General features: G+C 58.1%; 17 protein-coding genes and 6 tRNA genes. 9 read left to right on the top strand and 14 right to left on the bottom strand.

Annotation, left to right across the window (positions count from 1 at the left end):
* Positions 1 to 649: 649 nt before the first annotated feature.
* Positions 650 to 737 (bottom strand) — tRNA-Ser (locus G5171_RS13880).
* Positions 738 to 934: 197 nt separating this feature from the next.
* Between G5171_RS13880 and G5171_RS13875 the strand changes: the two genes are divergently transcribed.
* Positions 935 to 1,684 carry a DsbA family protein gene (locus G5171_RS13875; RefSeq protein WP_158110468.1) on the top strand — a complete coding sequence of 250 codons (750 nt, stop codon included), beginning with the start codon at positions 935 to 937 and terminating at the stop codon, positions 1,682 to 1,684.
* A 296-nt stretch (positions 1,685 to 1,980) separates the two neighbouring features.
* The gene (locus G5171_RS13870; RefSeq protein WP_421213001.1) at positions 1,981 to 2,883 is read left to right on the top strand and encodes a TSUP family transporter; all 903 of its coding nucleotides are present in this window, start codon (positions 1,981 to 1,983) and stop codon (positions 2,881 to 2,883) included.
* Here G5171_RS13870 and G5171_RS13865 read toward each other — a convergent pair.
* Together G5171_RS13865 and hemL are read right to left on the bottom strand one after the other, a co-directional pair.
* Positions 2,798 to 3,613 carry a hypothetical protein gene (locus tag G5171_RS13865; RefSeq protein ID WP_216979575.1) on the bottom strand — a complete coding sequence of 272 codons (816 nt, stop codon included), beginning with the start codon at positions 3,611 to 3,613 and terminating at the stop codon, positions 2,798 to 2,800. The two genes, G5171_RS13870 and G5171_RS13865, sit on opposite strands and share 86 nt — an antisense overlap.
* Positions 3,614 to 3,830: 217 nt before the next feature.
* Entirely contained in the window at positions 3,831 to 5,117 is a 1,287-nt protein-coding gene (hemL, locus tag G5171_RS13860; protein ID WP_216979574.1) for a glutamate-1-semialdehyde 2,1-aminomutase, read from the bottom strand.
* Positions 5,118 to 5,361: 244 nt separating this feature from the next.
* Here hemL and clcA point away from each other — a divergent pair, with 244 nt between their 5' ends.
* The 3 genes from clcA to erpA all read left to right on the top strand — a co-directional run bounded on the left by clcA (position 5,362) and on the right by erpA (position 7,975).
* Positions 5,362 to 6,750 carry a H(+)/Cl(-) exchange transporter ClcA gene (gene clcA / locus G5171_RS13855; RefSeq protein WP_216979573.1) on the top strand — a complete coding sequence of 463 codons (1,389 nt, stop codon included), beginning with the start codon at positions 5,362 to 5,364 and terminating at the stop codon, positions 6,748 to 6,750.
* Positions 6,751 to 6,841: 91 nt separating this feature from the next.
* Positions 6,842 to 7,537, top strand: coding sequence for a DUF6776 family protein (locus G5171_RS13850; RefSeq protein WP_005343032.1), 696 nt, complete (start codon positions 6,842 to 6,844; stop codon positions 7,535 to 7,537).
* A gap of 87 nt (positions 7,538 to 7,624) precedes the next feature.
* Entirely contained in the window at positions 7,625 to 7,975 is a 351-nt protein-coding gene (gene erpA / locus G5171_RS13845) for an iron-sulfur cluster insertion protein ErpA (RefSeq protein ID WP_005340225.1), read from the top strand.
* A gap of 139 nt (positions 7,976 to 8,114) precedes the next feature.
* Here erpA and nhaC read toward each other — a convergent pair whose 3' ends face one another.
* On the bottom strand, positions 8,115 to 9,524 hold the full coding sequence (nhaC, locus tag G5171_RS13840) for a Na+/H+ antiporter NhaC (RefSeq protein WP_421251634.1): 1,410 nt from the start codon (positions 9,522 to 9,524) through the stop codon (positions 8,115 to 8,117).
* Between the two features lie 301 nt (positions 9,525 to 9,825).
* Here nhaC and G5171_RS13835 point away from each other — a divergent pair, with 301 nt between their 5' ends.
* Positions 9,826 to 10,035: a hypothetical protein gene (locus G5171_RS13835; protein WP_005343034.1), complete on the top strand. Its 210-nt coding sequence runs from the start codon at positions 9,826 to 9,828 to the stop codon at positions 10,033 to 10,035.
* On the opposite strand, the gene G5171_RS13830 is transcribed toward G5171_RS13835, so the two are convergent.
* The 9 genes from G5171_RS13830 to rsmC form a co-directional block, all read right to left on the bottom strand.
* The gene (locus G5171_RS13830; protein ID WP_005343036.1) at positions 10,030 to 10,302 is read right to left on the bottom strand and encodes a late competence development ComFB family protein; all 273 of its coding nucleotides are present in this window, start codon (positions 10,300 to 10,302) and stop codon (positions 10,030 to 10,032) included. The two genes, G5171_RS13835 and G5171_RS13830, sit on opposite strands and share 6 nt — an antisense overlap.
* Positions 10,303 to 10,411: 109 nt before the next feature.
* A tRNA-Leu gene (locus G5171_RS13825) sits at positions 10,412 to 10,497 on the bottom strand.
* A gap of 71 nt (positions 10,498 to 10,568) precedes the next feature.
* A tRNA-Leu gene (locus tag G5171_RS13820) sits at positions 10,569 to 10,654 on the bottom strand.
* Positions 10,655 to 10,700: 46 nt separating this feature from the next.
* A tRNA-Leu gene (locus tag G5171_RS13815) sits at positions 10,701 to 10,786 on the bottom strand.
* A 71-nt stretch (positions 10,787 to 10,857) separates the two neighbouring features.
* A tRNA-Leu gene (locus G5171_RS13810) sits at positions 10,858 to 10,943 on the bottom strand.
* A gap of 53 nt (positions 10,944 to 10,996) precedes the next feature.
* A tRNA-Leu gene (locus G5171_RS13805) sits at positions 10,997 to 11,082 on the bottom strand.
* Positions 11,083 to 11,210: 128 nt separating this feature from the next.
* Entirely contained in the window at positions 11,211 to 12,671 is a 1,461-nt protein-coding gene (gene glgA / locus G5171_RS13800) for a glycogen synthase GlgA (protein ID WP_005343039.1), read from the bottom strand.
* On the bottom strand, positions 12,661 to 13,878 hold the full coding sequence (gene glgC, locus G5171_RS13795; RefSeq protein ID WP_421250942.1) for a glucose-1-phosphate adenylyltransferase: 1,218 nt from the start codon (positions 13,876 to 13,878) through the stop codon (positions 12,661 to 12,663). The genes glgA and glgC overlap by 11 nt, the downstream gene beginning before the upstream one ends.
* A 151-nt stretch (positions 13,879 to 14,029) precedes the next feature.
* Entirely contained in the window at positions 14,030 to 15,058 is a 1,029-nt protein-coding gene (gene rsmC, locus G5171_RS13790) for a 16S rRNA (guanine(1207)-N(2))-methyltransferase RsmC (protein WP_421250943.1), read from the bottom strand.
* Positions 15,059 to 15,338: 280 nt separating this feature from the next.
* Between rsmC and dapA the strand changes: the two genes are divergently transcribed.
* On the top strand, positions 15,339 to 16,211 hold the full coding sequence (gene dapA / locus G5171_RS13785) for a 4-hydroxy-tetrahydrodipicolinate synthase (protein WP_421250944.1): 873 nt from the start codon (positions 15,339 to 15,341) through the stop codon (positions 16,209 to 16,211).
* A gap of 91 nt (positions 16,212 to 16,302) precedes the next feature.
* Here dapA and G5171_RS13780 read toward each other — a convergent pair whose 3' ends face one another.
* Positions 16,303 to 17,271, bottom strand: a complete 969-nt coding sequence (locus tag G5171_RS13780) for an inorganic triphosphatase (protein WP_421250945.1) — start codon at positions 17,269 to 17,271, stop codon at positions 16,303 to 16,305.
* 169 nt (positions 17,272 to 17,440) lie between these two features.
* Between G5171_RS13780 and G5171_RS13775 the strand changes: the two genes are divergently transcribed.
* Positions 17,441 to 18,121, top strand: a complete 681-nt coding sequence (locus tag G5171_RS13775; RefSeq protein WP_005340244.1) for a TIGR00153 family protein — start codon at positions 17,441 to 17,443, stop codon at positions 18,119 to 18,121.
* A 25-nt stretch (positions 18,122 to 18,146) separates the two neighbouring features.
* Positions 18,147 to 19,412: an inorganic phosphate transporter gene (locus G5171_RS13770; protein ID WP_042053268.1), complete on the top strand. Its 1,266-nt coding sequence runs from the start codon at positions 18,147 to 18,149 to the stop codon at positions 19,410 to 19,412.
* Positions 19,413 to 19,437 lie beyond the last annotated feature (25 nt).

Below are 19,437 nucleotides of genomic sequence, written 5' to 3'. Positions count from 1 at the left end.
TTCGCCATGCGAGAGTAGGACACTGCCAGGCACCCAATACAAGAAACCCCGCTCATCGAGCGGGGTTTTTTATTGCCTGCAATTTAGAGAATTGCCTGATAATTGACCCATCTTATCTCTTTTCTTCTGTTCTTATTGTTACTCGCCGCTGTTTTCTGGTTCCACAAATAGCCTGATATTTCGCTTGGTACTCTTCCTTAACTGAACCGCTGTCGCTCTGTGCGGTGGCTCTGCAGTTGTCATATCCCGTGCATCCCATGATCGCCTATACGTCATGACCTCTTGCTTGGAATCTCTGCTTCCTGAGTTAGCCATCCGCTCTTTTTAAGCCGCAACCCCATCGCCCCTGCTTTTCTATGACTGTGTTAACCGGTCCTGACTTTATTCCGAAGAGGGGTTATTGGCTATGCCATGCCAATCTGGATCTGTTGTGGGAGCGTTTGGTCGCTGTGGTTTGGAGTAGGAAGGGATGTGCACAGGAACGCAGAGGTTCGATATTGATAGGTGATCTTGTGGCAGCTGTTGAGCCCGCAGGTGAGAAGATCAAGACAGGTGTTGGAGAAGGCTAGTATTTTGAGAGCTATTAGGAATGGCAAATCGCAGGCAAATAAAAAGCCCACGCAACATGGTTGCATGGGCTCGGTATAAATGGCGGAGGAGGTGGGATTTGAACCCACGGATGGTCGCCCATCGCCGGTTTTCAAGACCGGTGCATTCAGCCGCTCTGCCACCCCTCCGCAGCAGTGCGGCGAATATTACCATGCTGATCCGGCTTGTAAATCCCCGTCCGGTTCGATTGCTGGTTAATTGTGCTAAACAACATGAAAAAGTGGCAATCAGGGCGCATCAAGCGCTTTTTTGGCCAGATAACTTGACTTGAAAACAGACTCAACCACTATAGTGGCCTCTATCATATCCTCTGCAAGATAACGTTATGACTATTAAAAATGCCCTGTTTTGCGCGCTGGCTGGTGTGACCCTGCTGGCGACGCCGGTACATGCAAGCGAGCTGACCAAAAGCGATGTCGAGCAAATCGTTCGCGACTATCTGGTCAAGAACCCCGAGATCCTGGTCGAGATGTCCAATGCCCTGCGTGCCAAGCAGGAGAGCCAGCAGGCCGAGAGTGACAAGGCGCTGATCAAGGCTCACTCCAAGCAGCTTTATGCCAATCAGGATCCCGAGATGGGGAATCCGAAGGCATCTCTGACCATTGTGGAGTTTTTCGATTACAACTGTGGTTACTGCAAACGGGCCCATCCGCTGGTCAAGCAGCTGATGGCGGAAGATAAAGATATCCGTTACATCTACAAGCAGTTCCCCATTCTGAGCGAGTCCTCCTACTTCGCAGCCCGTGCTGCGCTGGCGGTCCAGCTGGGTCAGCCTGACAAGTACCAGGCGTTCCACGAGAAGCTCTATACCCATCAGGGGCCGCTCGCTGATGAAGCACAGGTCAAGCAGTTGGCTGTGGCGGCCGGTGTTGACTGGAGCAAGGTGGAAGCCAAGATCAAGGATGGCAGCATTGACCAGAACCTCGGTACCAACCGTACGCTGGCTGAAGCGCTCGGTATCTCTGGTACCCCGGCCTTCATCATTGGTGATCAGATCCTGCGCGGTGCTCCCCGTGATCTGGCCAGCCTGAAGGGGTTTATCAAGGACGTGCGTGCCGGCAAGAGCATTCAATAAGCGGTTGTCATGGTCGAGGGCCTAGCGCCCCGGCCAGATACAGAAAGAGGGTCGGTATCACTACCGGCCCTCTTTTTTATTATGTCCTTTGGCACAAGTGGTCGTCGCGAAAGGACCATAACAACGTGCTCAGGACCCGGCCTGTTGGCCTCAGTAACAAGTATTAGCAGAGCCGTTCGGAGTCTAATGATAAATATTTCGCCTCGCAGAGGTGTGTCGTGAGCATTGCTTAATTCCGGTCAAGATTTTTTCTGCTGCTTGCCTTAGAATCGCCGCCCGTTGCAGGAGAAACCCCTATGTTAGTTGATATTTTACGGCTGGTTTTTATAGCCGGAGGCCTCGTATTTGTCTTCATGCTGGTGCAAGCCTGCTGTCGGAAGAAGCAGAGTGGATCCTTTGAGGCGACCCCCTTTTGGCCGGTGGCGTTGATCGGTGGGGTTGCCAACTTCCTCGATACCCTGGGGGTGGGCAGCTTTGCGGTAAAGACCGCCTGCTACAAGCAGTTCAAGCTGATCGATGATCGGGTACTGCCGGGTACCCTCAATGGGCAGTGCGTGCTGCCGACCGTAACTCAGTCGCTGATCTTCGTCGGTGCAGTCGCAGTGGAGCCGCTGACGCTGATCAGCATGATGATGGCCGCCGCAGCGGGCGCTGCCTGGGGGGCTCGCCATGTGGCCTCGTTTGATCGGCAGACCATCCGGTTGGTGATGGCTATCTCCTTGCTGGTCGTTGCAGGGCTTATCTTTGCCGGTCTGCTGGGGCTTTTTCCTGTAGGCGGCGATGCGATGGGGCTCAGCGGCTACAAGCTGACGATTGCCCTGCTTGGCAATTTCATCTTCGGGGTGCTGATGAATGTCGGTATCGGCCTGTTTGCCCCCTGCATGACGTTGGTTTATCTGCTGGGGATGAATCCGCTGGCGGCGTTTCCCATCATGATGGGCTCCACCGCCGTGCTCAGCGTTTTCTCCGCAGGCACTTTTATCCGCAAAGGGGCGTTTGATGCCAAGGCGGTGCTGGCGGTAGCCATCTTTGGCCCCATCGGTGTGGTGCTGGCCGCCATGCTGGTCAAATCCATGGATATGGAGATGCTGAAGTGGCTGGTTGCCTTTATCGTCATCTATACCTCCTGGACCATGTACGCTTCCTGGCGGGCGGCGCGTCGCTCCCCTGTGCAGCTGACGGTGGAGAGCGCAGGCTAGCCTGTACCAGTGCCGCTTCGGCCTTGGCCCCCAGAAAAACATAGAGGCCAAGCGCCAGCAGCAAACCCACCGCACACCCCATCACTCCGACCGCTGGCCAGAGCAGCTCGCTCTGGCCGAGCGAGCCTTTGAATAGCAGCAACAGCCCCTCGATGGAGACCGCGATCAGAATGGCGGCGATAAAGCGGGTGATGGTGCGGCGAATAGCGCTGTGGCGGAAGATATCCTTATGCAGCAGTACCTCCTCTTCCAGAATGGTCTTGCCCAGATCGAACACCGCCAGTGCCAGCGTCAGGAAGATGATGGCGCTAAAGGCGCCGAGCTGGTTCTGCTGCTCACCGCACAATAGCTGGTAGAGCTGCTCCAGCCCGTGCCAGATCAGGGTGGCGACGATCAAAAACAGCGCCATGCTGAGCACCACATAGACCGCCTTGAACCAGGGCATGGCGCGGCGGCGCTCCCTGTCCCCCATCAACCAGCCAATCAGCTGATTCAGACAGACGGTGATCTCCCGTCCTTGCCCCTGCACGATAAGGTGCAGCCGGTTATGGGCCGTCGGTGCCGCAGGCTGGATGCACATCGGCCCCTGATAGTGGTCAATGCTGACAACAAAGGGATACCCCTTGAGCGAGACAAGGGGGGCGCTGAGCAGCCCCTGCAGTAGCGGGGTCAGCTCCTCCTGATACTCCTGATAGCGCCGCAGCACATCGATGGGGCTCATCTCTGCCATATGGACCTCGGTGACGTGGGCTCTTGTGGTGAATGTGCAAATAGTGGGCCTGCTTTATGACAGGGATGATGGGGCAAGTTGCACCAGAGGATGACAAATCGGCGGATGACCAGGGGACAATGCACCATAAATGGGCGTATTGCCGCCCTGTGTGGTGATGGAGTCTCTGTAATAGAAAAGGGCCCATGACGGGCCCTTGGCGACAACCAGCGGTGATTTAGCCAGCCAGCTTGGCGAAGCTGCGCTCGGCGGCGGCCAGGGTGTGTTCAATCTCCTTGTCGCCGTGAGCCAGCGACAGGAAGCCCGCCTCGTAGGCGCTCGGCGCCAGATAGACGCCCTCTTCCAGCATCAGATGGTAGAAGCGCTTGAAGCGTTCCATGTCGCAGCGAGTGACCTGCTCGTAGCGGGTGATTTCGGGCTCGTCGGTGAAGAAGAAGCCGAACATGCCGCCCACATAGTTGATGGCGAGCGGGATGCCGTGTTTGGCTGCGGCCGCTTTCAGTCCCTCGGCAACACGAGCCGTCTTGGCGCTCAGCTGCTCATAGAGACCCGGCTCCAGCAGCAGATCCAGCATGGTCAGACCGGCTGCCATGGCGACCGGGTTACCGGAGAGAGTCCCCGCCTGATAGACAGGGCCGGTCGGTGCGATGTGTTGCATCACCTTCTTCTTGCCGCCGAAGGCGCCCACCGGCATGCCGGCACCGATGATCTTGCCAAGGGTGGTGAGATCCGGGTCGATGTTGTAGTGACCCTGAGCACCGCGCAGGGAGACGCGGAAGCCGGTCATTACTTCGTCCAGGATCAGCAGGGCACCGAACTTGTCACAGATGGCGCGAAGCCCTTCCAGGAAGCCGGGGACCGGTGGGATGCAGTTCATGTTGCCTGCGACCGGCTCGACGATGATACAGGCGATCTCGCTGCCGTACTGGGTGAAGGCTTCACGCACCGAATCCAGATCGTTGAAGACGCAGGTCAGGGTGTGTTTGGCGAAATCGGCCGGAACGCCCGGGCTGTTCGGTTGACCCAGGGTCAGGGCGCCGGAACCGGCCTTGACCAGCAGGGAGTCGGCGTGGCCGTGGTAGCAGCCCTCGAATTTGACGATCTTGTCGCGGCCAGTGTAGCCACGGGCCAGACGAATGGCGCTCATGGTGGCTTCGGTGCCGGAGTTGACCATCCGCACCTGCTCCATGGAGGGGACGATCTGGCGGACTTTCTCGGCCATCAGCACTTCGATCTCGGTCGGCGCACCGTAGCTCAGCCCTTTCTCAACGGCCTTGATGACGGCAGCCTTGATGGCGGGGTGGTTGTGACCCAGCAGCATGGGGCCCCAGGAGCCGATGTAATCCACGTAGGCCTGACCATCCACATCATAGAGATAGGCGCCATCGGCGTGATCGATGAAGCGGGGCGTGCCGCCGACCCCATTGAAGGCGCGGACCGGTGAGTTGACGCCACCCGGAATGGTCTGGCGGGCCTGTTCAAACAGCTGATCTGATTTTGACATGGATCATCCTTAATGGGATTTTGGGCGTCACACAAGGGATTGCAGCCGATTGAGACTCGGCAGGCCGGAGCATCAGGAGTATGCTTTGCGCTCTCGCCACCCGGACTCTCGGTCTGCTCCCGTGACAAAAATTTAACGGGCCGACTATAGCAGAAAGCCCCAGCCCTGGGCAGCCGAGCAACGCGCCGGGTGATCCTGATCTCAGCTAGCTGACGATATGGTTTTTCCAAGTTGGTGTAACAAGATGGCGCAACAAGCTCTCTCCTCTGAAGCCGATACCTCTGCGCGGGGGCCGCTTTCCCGCATTATCTGGCAAGACAAGATGCCCTTGCTGGTGCTGCTGCTGGCGGCGCTGGTCGGTACCCTGGCCGGACTGGTGTGCGGCCTGTTCGAATCGGGAGTCCACTGGCTGGCAGAACAACGTATCGCCTTGCTGGCAGACCGTCCCTGGTGGCAGCTCGGTCTGCTTGGCTTTGGCTTCAGCGCCTTGCTGGGATTTGTCGGTTACTTCCTCACTCATACCTTTGCCCCGGAAGCGGGCGGCTCCGGCATTCCCGAGATCGAGGGGGCGATGGACGATCTGCGCCCGGTTCGGTGGTGGCGGGTGTTGCCGGTCAAGTTCTTCGGCGGCATCTGCACCCTGAGTTCCGGCATGGTGCTGGGGCGGGAGGGGCCTTCGGTACAGATCGGCGGCAACCTTGGCAAGATGGTGGCGGATATCTTCCGGCTGCCCAAGGAGCATGGTCACGCCCTGCTGGCCGCCGGTGCGGCGGGCGGTCTGGCGGCAGCCTTCAATGCGCCGCTGGCGGGCATCCTGTTTGTGATGGAGGAGATGCGGCCGCAGTTTCGTTACTCCTTTCTGGCCATCAAGGCGGTGGGGATCTCCGCCATCATGGCGACCCTGATGCTGCAGAACATGAAAGGTCAGGGGGCGGTGATCACTCTGCCCCACTACGATGCGCCAGCCCTCAAGGCGCTCTGGCTGTTCCTCTTTATGGGGGCCACCTTCGGGGTGCTGGGTTTTGTCTTCAACAAGTTGGTGCTGGCCTGTCAGGATGGCTATCTGGCGCTGCATCAGAACAAGCGCCACCGTTTCGTCGCCATCGGTATGCTGGTCGCTGGAACGTTTGGTGTGCTGTCGCTGTTTGCCCCCGCAGTGACGGGGGGCGGCACCGAGCTTATTCCACATCTGATGGGGGATGAGTATGCGATGGCGACCCTGTTCCTCATCTTCTCGGTGCGGCTGGTCGCGACCCTCATCTGCTTCTGCTCCGGTGCCCCGGGCGGGGTGTTTGCGCCGACCCTGGCGCTGGGCACCCTGTTTGGCGTGGTGTTCGGCCATCTGTTTCATGCGGCGTTTCCCGAACTGGGTATCGAGCCCGGCGCCTTTGCCATCGCCGGGATGGGTGCGCTGTTTGCCGCCACCGTGCGTGCCCCCATCACCGGCATCGTGCTGGTCACCGAGATGACCGACAACTATCAGCTGATCCTGCCCATGATGATCACCACGGTTGGGGCGACCCTGGTTGCCCAGTGGCTGGGTGGCCGACCCATCTATTCCCAGATCCTGGAGCGAACTTTACGGCTTGCCGCGCGTCAAAAGCGGGGTGATGGCAGCGCCACGGCCAGTTAATTTTTCCCTTTATCGCCTTTGACCCCGGTCAGGGCGGTATAGTGAAGGGAGAGGCGCTGCCGTAAATGGCGTGATAACGGGATGAGGGGCTATGTCCAATCTATTGAAGTTATTGGTCGTGTTAGCCGTTGGCGGGCTCATTGGTTACTTTGTCGGTAACCGGCAGGAGCTGGCCCAGAGCAGTCTGTTGGTGGTACAGCAGGAGACGCTGGATCGTCAGGGCAAGGCCATCGGCCAGCTCAAGACCGAGTTGGGGGTGAAAGATACTCAGCTGGCGACCCAGAAAGCGGCCTTCGAGCAGTTGCAGACCACCCTGAAGAGTCAGGAGGCGCAGGTGCAGGAGCTCAAGCGCCAGCTGGCCTTTTTCGAGCGGATCATGCGCCCCACCGGCGAACAGGTGGGGGTGGTGATCGACAACCTGACCCTGCAGGAGACCAGCATTCCCGGTCGTTACCACTACCGTCTCGCCCTGACCCAGCCTGCCAAGAAGCGGGAGCTGTTCCGTGGTCAGGTGCAGATCCGGGTCGAGGGGAGCCTGGCTGACAAGCCGAAGACGCTAACCGGCCGCGATCTCGGGATGAAGGTGAGCGAGTGGCGTTATGCCCTGCGTTATTTCCAGCTGCTGGAAGGGAATTGGCAGTTGCCGGAAGGCTTTGTGCCGGATCGGATCCGTGTCACCATCAACAAGGATGGTAGGCAACCGGCGCAAGAGCTGCTGGTTGAGTGGGGCGAGGTGATCAAGCCGCTGGTCGCCGCACCGCCTGCTCCGGTGCCCGCTGCCGGTTAAACGTGGTGAATACTTGAACTGAATGGTCGGGTATTGGATAATTTCGCGGTTTCCATGTTTGTGGATCTAATGGTTGTGAGGTCAGTAATGAGTGCAGTAGCAGAAGCCCCGCTGCCCATCCAGATGACGGATGCGGCGGCCAACAAGGTGAAGAACCTGATCACCGAGGAAGAGAATCCCGAGCTGAAGCTGCGGGTATACATCACGGGTGGGGGCTGCTCCGGTTTCCAGTATGGCTTTACCTTTGATGAGAAGATCAACGACGGGGACACCGTAGTCGAGAAGAATGGCGTCACCATGGTGATCGATCCCATGAGCCTGCAATATCTGGTAGGCGGCAGTGTGGATTACACCGAGGGTCTGGAAGGTTCACGCTTCACCGTGACCAACCCCAATGCCACCACGACCTGTGGCTGTGGCTCCAGCTTCTCCATCTGATCGGCGTTATCGGTCTGATGAAACGGCTCTCGGCAACGAGGGCTGTTTTTGTTTGTGGTGATCAGTGAGCTCCATCAAACAGCATTTATCTCAAACAACAAAGGCGCCTCGATGGCGCCTTTGTTGTTTGCAGAATGGCTTAGCGGGAGCTTGCCGCCGCGACCAGCGGGATCCGGTTCACTGCCTTGCCCATGTAGGCGAGGATGATGGTCACAATGATGCAGGTGAAGCTCAGCCACATGTAGGGCAGGTAGTCGAGGGTTGCCACCCCCAGAACCCCGGCCATGAAGATGCCGTTGTCGCTCCAGGGCACCATGCCGCAGGTGAGGGTGCCGCCAAACTCGGCGTTGCGAGAGAGGTTCTTGCGCGCCAGTCCCAGTCGGTCGTAGTTTTTGGCCATGATCTTGGGGGTCAGGATCAGCGACACATACATGGCTGAGCCAAACACGTTGGCCAGAAACGCGGTGCCGATGGTGTGGCTGGTCAGGCTGCCGACGCTATTGATGCGCTTCTCGAAGGCGCTGGCGATCACTTCCAGAATACCGACCTTCTCCAGCAGGCCGCCAAACCCGAGACCGAAGATGATGACCGCGACCGAGCCCAGCATGGACTCCATGCCGCCGCGCCCGAGAATGTTGTCGATAAAATCGATGCCGGAGGTGATGGCAAACGGACTATAAGCCGAGTGCATTGCCTTGACTGGATCCATGCTCTGGAAGGCGATGGCCCAGATCAGGCCAAGCAGGGCGCCGAAGCTGATCACCGGGAAGGCGGGCTTGCGGTTGGCCAGCAGACCCAGCACCAGCACCACGGGGACTATGGCCAGCGGGGTGATATTGAACTGGTTGTCGAGAGCCTCCATCACCAGATTGACCTGCTCCAGGCTGACATTACCCGAATACTGCATGCCCACCACGGTGAACAGCACGGCGGTGATGACATAGGAGAGCAGGCTGATAGGCAGCATCCCCTTGATATGTTCCACCACGTCGACGTTGGACATGGTCGAAGCCAGCACTACTGAGTCGGAGAGCGGAGAGAGCTTGTCACCGAAATAGACGCCGGAGAGCACGGCACCGGCTACCAGCGGCGCAGGCACGCCGAGACTGTGGCCGATCCCCATCATAGCGATACCGGCGGTGGCGGCAGAGCCCCAGGAGGTGCCGGTGGCCAGCGAGGTCAGGGAGCAGATGATCAGGGTTGCCAGCAGGAAGATGGACGGGTGGATCACCTTGAGGCCGAAGTAGATGATGCTGGGGACTATGCCACCAGCAATCCAGGTGCCGACCAGAGCACCGACGGAGACCAGGATCAGGATGGCCCCCATTCCCTTGGCAACGCCGTCAACGGCTGCCTGTTCCAGGGATTTGTAATCGTGGCCGAGTTTGATGCCAAGCCCCATGATGACGAACCAGGCGATGAACAGCGCCAGCTGGATCGGCAGATCGAGCACGCTGGTGAACGAGAATGCCAGGGCCAGGAAAATGGCTAGACAGGCAAACACCTGTGCCATGCCCGGTAGTCGGATGTGGTTTTGTTGGTTTTGCATAGATACTTCCTAAACTCTTGCTCGCCAAGGTCACTCCCTCTCGTCCTGTGGATACATCGATCCCGAGGAGGCAACCCAAAAAGAGGCCGCAATCTACCACAAACCCGGCGGGTTAAAGCCCCATCAAATTGGCAAAAATGCACATTTGATTGAAAAAATCACAAATTAGTTGATCTCATAACCCGTTTTTGAGCGGCCTGTTGACACAAAGGGTCACATACGAAGCTTGCCTGTGACGCCACTTGCATCCCCAATAGATGCAGATGATAATTATTATCAATTGTTGGTTGGGGAGAAAACAATGCGCTGGATATTGCGGGGTATGATGTTGCTGGTGGCGGTGGCCGTACTCGCATGGGGTCAGGATAAAGAGTACGGCACCTGGAGTGTAGGTTTTCTGCTGGCTGCCTGGGTGATGCTGGAGCCCGGATTGCGGCCCGCCTTGATCTTGCTGCCAGTGGCCGGGTTGACCGGTATCGTTACCCTGCTCTGGCAGCAGCCCTGGTTATGAGCTTTTGACGGGAGCCTGCTTGATCTTCTGCTGTGCCACCTTGAGCGATTCGACCACCAGCTTTTCCATTTCGGTGCGCTTGGCGTCGGTCAGGAAGTAGATCATGTCGACATTGTGGCGAATATAGTGGGCCGGAAGCTGGTTGAGGGTAAGGCAGCAGAGGTCGGCCATCTGATCGCTGTTGAGCTTTTGCTGCAGCCCCTGTTTCTCAATCTCCTTGAGCACCAGATGTTCGTAAAAGTTGTGAATGTCGGTATCCAGTATCATATGCGTTCCTTGGCATGACGATGAGCGGGGAGTCGTCAAAAGCATAGCCATAACAAGGAGTAAAAACAAAAGGCCCATCACTTTCGTGATGGGCCTTTTGCGTAATGAATGGTGCGAAGAGAGGGACTCGAACCCTCACATCCGTGGGACACTAACACCTGAAGCTAGCGCGTCTACCAATTCCGCCACCTTCGCACACTGATTTTCTCCAGCTGGTTTTTAAATGCGGTTGGAGCGCATTGCTCTGTGTTTACATGTCAGAATCATGGTGCGAAGAGAGGGACTCGAACCCTCACACCCGGGGGGCACTAACACCTGAAGCTAGCGCGTCTACCAATTCCGCCACCTTCGCACATTCGGGTTTCCAGTCTGGATTTACATGCTGTCTGGATAAAGCATGGTGCGAAGAGAGGGACTCGAACCCTCACATCCGTGGGACACTAACACCTGAAGCTAGCGCGTCTACCAATTCCGCCACCTTCGCACATTGATTTTCTCCAGCTGGTTTTTAAATGCGGTTGGAGCGCATTGCTCTGTGTTTACATGTCAGAAGCATGGTGCGAAGAGAGGGACTCGAACCCTCACACCCGGGGGGCACTAACACCTGAAGCTAGCGCGTCTACCAATTCCGCCACCTTCGCACATTCGGGTTTTCTAGTTGGATTTACATGCTGCTGAATCAGCATGGCAGTATTGGTGCGAAGAGAGGGACTCGAACCCTCACATCCGTGGGACACTAACACCTGAAGCTAGCGCGTCTACCAATTCCGCCACCTTCGCATCACTGCGGAGGGGGATTCTATAGAGTTTTGGGGGAGCGTCAACAGCCAAAGGGGACTTTTTTCGCTGTTGACGCCCAAAGTGGCGCAAAGGGTACAAAACTTCAGCAATTAGCCGACGTCTGGCATTCAGTAACGGCCCAATGCGCTCTGATACATCCGTTCATACTGGGTGACCGAGTCAGGCCAGTTGAAGCGGGTGCTCATGGCATTGCGCTGCACCTTGGCAAAACGCTCTTTGTCCTGCAGGAAATAGAGCAGGCTACGGCGCATGGTATCGAGCAGGATGGCGGCAGTCGGATCGTTAAAACAGAAGCCGGTGGCATGCTCGGGATCTGCATCCCAATCCACCACGGTATCTTTCAGACCACCCACGGCGCGTACCAGTGGCAGGGTGCCATAGGCGAGGCTGTACATCTGGTTGAGGCCGCAAGGCTCGAACAGCGAGGGCATCAGGAAGAAGTCGGCACCGGCTTCGACCAGATGGGCCAGCCGATCGTCATAAGTGTTGATGAAGGCGAGCTTGCCCGGATAATCCCGGGCCATGGTTTGCAGTTGCGTGGCGAGCGCAGGATCGCCAGAGCCGACGATCACCACTTGTACCTGATGGTGGAGGAATTTCTCCAGCGCAGGGAGCAGCAGGGGAACGCCCTTTTGCTCGGTCAGGCGGCAAACCATGCCGTAGATGGGCAAGTCCGCCACGGCCAGCCCCGCTTCCTGCTGCAGGCTCTCTTTGCAGATCTGTTTGCCAGCCATGTTGTCGATGCTGTAGGTCGCAGGCAGGAATTCGTCGAACTCCGGATCCCAGTCCTTGTAGTCGCAGCCGTTGAGGATGCCGCAGAGATCGGCCGCCCGTTGCTGGAAGATATGTGCCATGCCGTGGGCGCCGAGGTGAGTCAGCAGCTCCTGAGCATAGTTGGGGCTGACCGCATTGATCTTGTCGGCGTAGAGCACCCCGCATTTGAGCAGATTGACGTGGCCGTAGTCGTAGTTGATGCGGCGTTCATAGTCGGCGATCTCGGGCATGGCCCAGAACTGCTCGCGGCCAAACACCCCCTGAAACGCCGCATTGTGAATGCTGATCACGCTGCGGGTCTGCTGGAAGAAGGGGTTGTGAGCGTGGCGAGTTTTCAGCAGCAGTGGCAGCAGGCCGGTGTGCCAGTCATTGCAGTGGGCGATATCCGGGGCAAAGCCAAGCTGCTCGCAGGCATGGAGGGCCGCGGCCGAGAAGAAGGCAAAGCGCTCGCCATTATCCGGATAGGCCTGATTGTTCTCGGCGTAGAGCTGGGGACGATCGAAATATTGCGGGCAGTCGAGCAGATAGACGCAGACGCCATCCAGCTCCATCTGGTAGATGCGATAACCGATATCCGGCAGCCCGGGATGGGTTGGCAGCCAGCGGGACGCCACCAGTCTGGCCTCATCCCGTCGCTTGATCGTCTTGTAGAAGGGCAACATGATCCTGACATCATGTCCCTTCTGGGCCAGGTACATCGGCAGGGCTCTGGCGACATCGGCCAGGCCCCCGGTCTTGACCAGCCCCTCAACTTCCGAGGCAACAAACAGGATTTTCAGTGGGTTAATAGCCAACTCTTGCTCCCTTAGGTACCACCACGATACCGCCTTCGGATACGGTAAATCGCTCTCTATCGTGGTCCAGATTTTCACCGATAACGGTGCCTGGCGCAATTTCAACGTTTTTATCAATGATGGCGCGCCGGATGGAGCACCCTTCACCAATCTTCACATCCCCCAGCAGCACGGATTCACTGATATGGCTGCACGCGCCGATATTGCAGCGGAAACCGAGGATGGATCGCTGGATCTGGCTGCCCTGAATGAAGCAACCGGCGGAGATGAGCGAGTTGGCGATCTTCACCTTGCACTCGTCGCTGTCGATGAAGGTAGCAGGCGGCAGCGCCGGATAGTGGGTGTGCAGGGGCCACTTGCGGTTATAGAGGGAGAAGGGGGGATTGTCGGCCACCAGGTCCATGTGCGCTTGCCAATAAGAGTCGAGGGTGCCCACATCCCGCCAGTAGACGTGCGGTTTCTCGCCGGGGATGACGTTGGTGCTGTAGTCGTAGACATAGACGGGGGCGCGCGGGTAGAGGCTCGGGATCACATCCTTGCCAAAGTCGTGGCTGGAGTTCTCTTCGGCGGCATCCCGCTTCAGTTCGCGGCAGAGGGCATCAGTCTCGAAGATGTAGTTGCCCATGGAGACCAGCGCCTGGGTCGGATCTCCGGGAATGTGCTTGGGTTGCTTCGGCTTTTCCTGAAAACCGATCATCCGCCCTTCGGTATCCACCTCGATCACCCCGAAGGCGCTCGCCTCTTCGATGGGCATGCGCAGGGCTGCGACTGTCATGGCGGCATTTTTCTGCTTATGGAAGCTCACCATCTGGCTCACATCCATCTTGTAGATGTGGTCGGAGCCAAAGATGCAGACGTGATCCGGTTCGGCCCGCTCGATAAAGCCGAGGTTCTGGTAGATAGCATCTGCGGTACCGTCATACCAGCGTTTGCCCATCCGCATCTGGGCCGGGATGGGGTCGATAAAGCGGTCGGTGATGCCGACAATGTTCCAACCTTTCTTCATGTGCAAGTAGAGAGACTGGGATTTGAATTGGGTCAGTACATAGATACGCAGAAAGTCGGCGTTGACGAAGTTGTTGAGGACAAAGTCGATCAGCCGGTAGCTGCCACCGAAGGGGACGGAAGGCTTGCTGCGGGTGGTGGTCAGAGGCTGCAGGCGAGTACCTTCGCCACCAGCCAGGATCATGGTCAAAATGCCTGCCATCGTATTTCTCTCCCTGAATGAACCGCATGAAAAGGTTTTCAATGTCCGGTATAAAAACACCCCTAAAGGGGTGGTTTTTATCGTGCTCTTAGTACCTTATCAGATCCCGTATGGCGCTCTCTAGCTGTTTTATTGTGCTGCTTACACTTATTTACATTTTGCTCAGATAGACCTTGAATTTGGCATCACTGCTGATCACTTCAGTCCGTTTGAAGTGTGTCTCCAGTATAGGCTGGTAGCGCAAGAAGGCGTTGGCAACAATGGTCAGCGAACCATTTGGCAGCAAAAATTCCGGCGCCTTGGCCAGGAACTGCTCGGTCGCCGCATAGAAGGTTTTGAGACCCGCATGGAATGGCGGGTTGGAGACGATGTGCTGGAAACGGGTGGAGACATCCGAATAGACATCGGAAGCGGTGACCTTGCCCTGCAGACCGTTGATCGCCAGGGTGCGGCGGCTCGATTCGAGCGCCAGCGCACTGATATCCACCATGTTGAGCCGCAGATCCGGATTGCGCTTGGCCAGCACAGACCCAATTACCCCAGCGCCGCAGCCAAAATCGAGCAGCTCGCCCTTCATCGGCGGTACGGCGGCCAGCAGCATCTGGGTGCCGAGATCCAGCTCGGCGGCGCTGAAGACGCCGGGCAGTGCCAGCACGGTCAGCTCGGTATCACCCGCCTTGCACTGGTAGCGGCCAAACCAGCTATCCAGATCGAACGGGGCGACCGGTTGGCTCAGCTCACCGTGATAGAGAGAGCAGCGGCGCGCCGAATCGCGCTTGACCGGCTTTTCGCCATAGGGGGCCAGCAGCTTGTCGGCGCCATTGATGCCGCCGCGGTTTTCACCGGCCAGGAACAGATCGGCACCCGCTTCCAGCAAGGGGGTCATCATGGCCAGCAGATATTGTGCCTCGGCCTTGGCCTTGGGCATCAGCAGCAACAGGGCATCGAAGCGAGGGGCGCCACCGAGCTGGTGGTCGAACAGGATAGCCTCGCCGAGGGCGGCCTGCTGGCTGCGGTAGTAGCAGTAATCGGTGGTAAAGACGGTCAGGGTCTGGGCCAGGCTCGCCAGCTGGCGGGGGTAGTCATCCTCCAGCGCGCCGCAGACAAGTAGCCGCTTGCCGACAAAGAGGGCTTGGTTTCGTTCCAGCATCTGGCTGACGGCACTGATTGGGCTGCTCATCGGGTCTCTCCACGCAATTTTGGGCGGCCATTATACATAGCCCCTTTCGCCTTGACATTTATGCCGTGTTCCCGAAATATGCCCAGACACCATTTTTTGACCAGAGATGACGAAATGCGGTTCAACGAGTTGAAACGAAAGCACAAAAAAAGCCTGAAATTCGGGCCTGCCGACGTTCGCGCGTAACCTCTCATCCCTGAGAAGCTTCAAACCCCGGTTGCGCACATCGTACCGGGGTTTTTTATTGCCATATGCGCGTCATTTAGGAGAAGGAGATCCCATGTTTCAAGGTTCAATCGTTGCGTTGATCACCCCGTTTCGACAGGGAAAGCTGGATGAAGAGGCGCTGTTGCGTCTGGTGGAGTGGCATATCGAACAGGGCACTCACGGCATTGTGCCGGTGGGTACCACGGGCGAAAGCCCGACCCTGACCCATGACGAGCACTGCCGGGTGGTGGAGCTGGTGGTAAAACAGGTCGCTGGCCGTATTCCGGTGATTGCCGGAGCGGGCTCCAACAATCCGGTCGAGGCCATCGAGTACACCCTCCATGCCGAGCGGGTGGGGGCTGATGCCACTCTGCATGTAGCCGGTTACTACAACCGTCCCAATCAGGAGGGGCTCTACCACCACTTCAAGGCGGTACACGATGCCACCGCCAAGCCGATCATCGTCTACAACATCCCGCCGCGCGCCATCGTTGACGTGCAACCCGCGACCCTGGCCCGTCTGGCGGAACTGCCGCGCATTGCCGGGGTGAAAGATGCCACCGGCGATCTGGCCCGCCCCTGGACCGAGCGCCAGCTGATCAAAAAGCCCTTCGCCTGGCTCTCCGGTGAAGATGCCACTGCCGTCGCCTACAACATCGGCGGTGGTCAGGGCTGTATCTCGGTGACCGCCAACGTGGCCCCCAAGCTGGTGGCCGAGGTGCAGAACCTCACGCTGGCTGGCAAGTGGCAAGAAGCGCGTGAACTGCAAGATCAGCTGATTCCGCTCCATCAGGCGATGTTTGCCGAGCCGAGCCCGGCCGGTGCCAAGTATGCCGCCTCTCTGCTCGGTTTCTGCAGCGAGGAGTGCCGTCTGCCGGTGATGCCACTGTCGGAAGCGACCCGCGAGCGCATTTGCAGCGCCATGCAGCAGCTCAACCTGCTGTAATGCAAAACGGGTGAGCCAAGGCTCACCCGTTTTGTTTTTGGCTTTTGTTTCCGGTCTTTATTTCCGACCTTTAGTACCGGTATGGCCACGCTCAGGCTGCGTGATGCAGCCATGCGGCGATGGCCAGCTGCAACTCGACATACGCCGGATAGAGGAAGAGATCGGCCAGCTCGGCAGGCCACTCGTCATGCTCGCCCGATTGGGCTTGCAGATGGGCGTGCAGGCTGGTCAATGCTGGCAGCCAAGGTGCGGGTTGTGGCAGCGTGGACGCAGTGCGGGCGACCAGATCGATCCCTAGGCACAGGGCCGCGAGTGCCTGCTGTTGAATGCCTTTATCCTGAGGATGTTCCAGCCAGAGCTGCTCGTGATGCTGCCAGTGGCGCAGCCCCTCGCTTACCCCCGTTGTGCCATCCATACCTTCATGTTCGACCAGCGCCTGCAGGGCCAGCGGTTTGCCAAGACCAGCCAGTCGATAACCGCGCTGGGCCTTGGATTGGGCGCCAAGGCGCAGTCCACCAAGCTTGGCGAGGCGTTGGGCCAGCGCAAACAGCGCCGCGGTAGCGCCGGATTTGAGCTCCAGTTCCAGCTCGTTGATGGTGGTGCTGCCCTGACTGCCGACAATCTCTCCCTGATCCCAGGCAAGCTCAATCTCGGCCCCCTCCAAGACGATCAGCCAGTGGCGGCGCAGGAAGTCGGTACGAAATTGGGCGACCAGCTGCTGCTGAATGTGGTCACGCTCGGTCAGAGTCGGCCAAATCTCATCAGGAAAGGCCGAGAGGGTCGGCAGATCGCCGCTCACGGGAGCGTTGTACTCGGGTCTGGCGTGCAGGCCGCCCACCACCTGGCCACGGCATTTGATGGTTTGTTCGGCGAAGGCATCGCAGCGGCGAATACGCAGCCCCATATCCAGCTGGCGCAGAGCCAGGGTCGGCGTATCGAAATAGACGTTGCCGAGCTGCTGTTGTGATGATTCTTTAATCTCAAGAGAATTCAGCAGGTTGGATAACTCGGCTTGAATGTCGTGGGCGACAAAAAACTTTATCTCGATCTCAGTTTGCATAGTCATTCCGGGCTGGCAGACAACTTTGGGGGGCAGGATTCGGGTCGCGGGGATATAATGCCCGCGAGACGACTAGATTAATTCGCGGTTTAATTGAGGGCGCAGTTCGGTTACCATGCGCGCCTCATAAAATCGTATCGAGTGTTTTTTCACCGACACAGGTTTGGCCATGCCAGTAAATACTATTTTGGGGCTTTTTGCCAAGTCCCCCATCAAGCCGCTGCAGAAGCATATCGTCAAGGTTCACCAGTGCTCCCAGCAGTTGGTTCCCTTCTTTGACGCCGTTGCCGAAGACCGTTGGGAAGATGCCGAGAAGATCCGGCAGCAGATCGCCCAACTGGAAAAAGAGGCTGATACCCTCAAGCGTGAAATCCGTCTGAAACTGCCTCGCGGCCTGTTCCTGCCGGTTGCACGTACCGACCTGCTGGAGCTGTTGACCCAGCAAGACAAGATTGCCAACCGTGCCAAGGATATCTCCGGCCGCATGCTTGGCCGTCGCATGGAGTTCCCCGCCGAAATGCGGACGGATTTCATGGCTTACCTCAAACGTTGTATTGATGCGACCGCTCAGGCCGAGAAAGCGATCGGGGAGCTCGACGAGCTGCTCGAGACCGGCTTCAAAGGACGGGAAGTGGAAATGGTTGCCGAGATGATCCACCAGCTGGATCTGATCGAGGACGATACAGACACCATGCAGATCGGACTGCGCCAACAGCTGCAAGCGGTTGAGCACAATTACAATCCGATCGATGTGATGTTCCTTTACAAGATCCTCGAATGGGTAGGTGACCTGGCAGATCAGGCCGAGCGCGTAGGCGCCCGTCTGGAACTGATGCTGGCTCGTTCGTAATCGACTGACTGGGTAAACACTACTAATGGACATTATCGCGAATTACGGCACCACTCTGGTGCTCGTGGCGGCCTTGTTCGGCTTTTTGATGGCTTGGGGTATTGGCGCGAACGACGTTGCCAACGCCATGGGGACATCGGTCGGCACGAAATCCCTGACCATCCGTCAGGCGATCATCATTGCCATGATCTTCGAATTTGCCGGTGCCTATCTGGCCGGTGGCGAAGTGACGGCCACCATCCGTAACGGTATCATCGACAGCAACGCCTTTGCCGATACGCCGGATCTGCTGGTGCTCGGCATGATCGCCTCCCTGCTGGCGGCGGGCGCCTGGTTGATCCTCGCCTCCTACTTCGGCTGGCCCGTCTCCACCACTCACTCAATCATCGGCGCCATCGTCGGTTTCGCTGTGGTGAGCATTGGCCCGGAAGCGGTGCAGTGGAGCAAGTTTGGCGGCATCGTCGGCTCCTGGGTCATCACCCCGGCCATCTCAGGTGTCATCGCCTACTTCATGTTCATCAGCGTGCAGAAGCTTATCTTCAACACCGATGATCCCCTGAACAACGCCAAGCGCTATGTGCCGTTCTACATGTTCCTGACTGCGCTGGTTATCTGTCTGGTGACCATCAAGAAGGGGCTGACCCACGTTGGTCTGCACCTGAGCGATGGCGAGGGCATTCTGCTTTCCATCGCCATCTCCATCGCAGTGGCGTTTGCCGGCTGGATCTACATTCGCGGCCAGAAGTACAACCCGCAGGATGACAGCAAGATGCACTTCGCCAACGTGGAGAAGGTGTTTGGCATCCTGATGGTGATCACCGCCTGTGCCATGGCCTTTGCCCACGGCTCCAACGATGTGGCCAACGCCATCGGCCCGCTCTCTGCGGTGGCCTCTATCGTGGCTTCCGGTGGCGAGATTTCCAGTCAGGCAGCCATTGCCTGGTGGATCCTGCCCCTCGGCGGTATCGGTATCGTGATCGGTCTGGCGACCATGGGCGAGAAAGTGATGGCGACGGTCGGTACCGGCATCACTCACCTGACCCCGAGCCGTGGTTTTGCTGCCCAGCTGGCCACTGCCGCGACCGTGGTGATTGCCTCCGGCACCGGTCTGCCCATCTCCACCACCCAAACCCTGGTCGGTGCTGTGATGGGTGTTGGCCTGGCGCGCGGTATTGCGGCGCTGAATCTTGGTGTTCTGCGCAACATCGTAGTCTCCTGGATCATCACCCTGCCTGCCGGTGCCATTCTGGCTATCGCGATTTTCTATGTGCTGCAGGCTTGCTTCTCCTAATCGAAGCGGCATTCAGCAAAAAGCC

The organism is Aeromonas sp. 600774, from assembly GCF_049175075.1.
GTDB lineage: Bacteria > Pseudomonadota > Gammaproteobacteria > Enterobacterales > Aeromonadaceae > Aeromonas > Aeromonas veronii_A.
The sequence above is the reverse complement of the archived record's forward strand: the minus strand, read 5'-3'. Positions and strand labels throughout refer to the sequence as shown.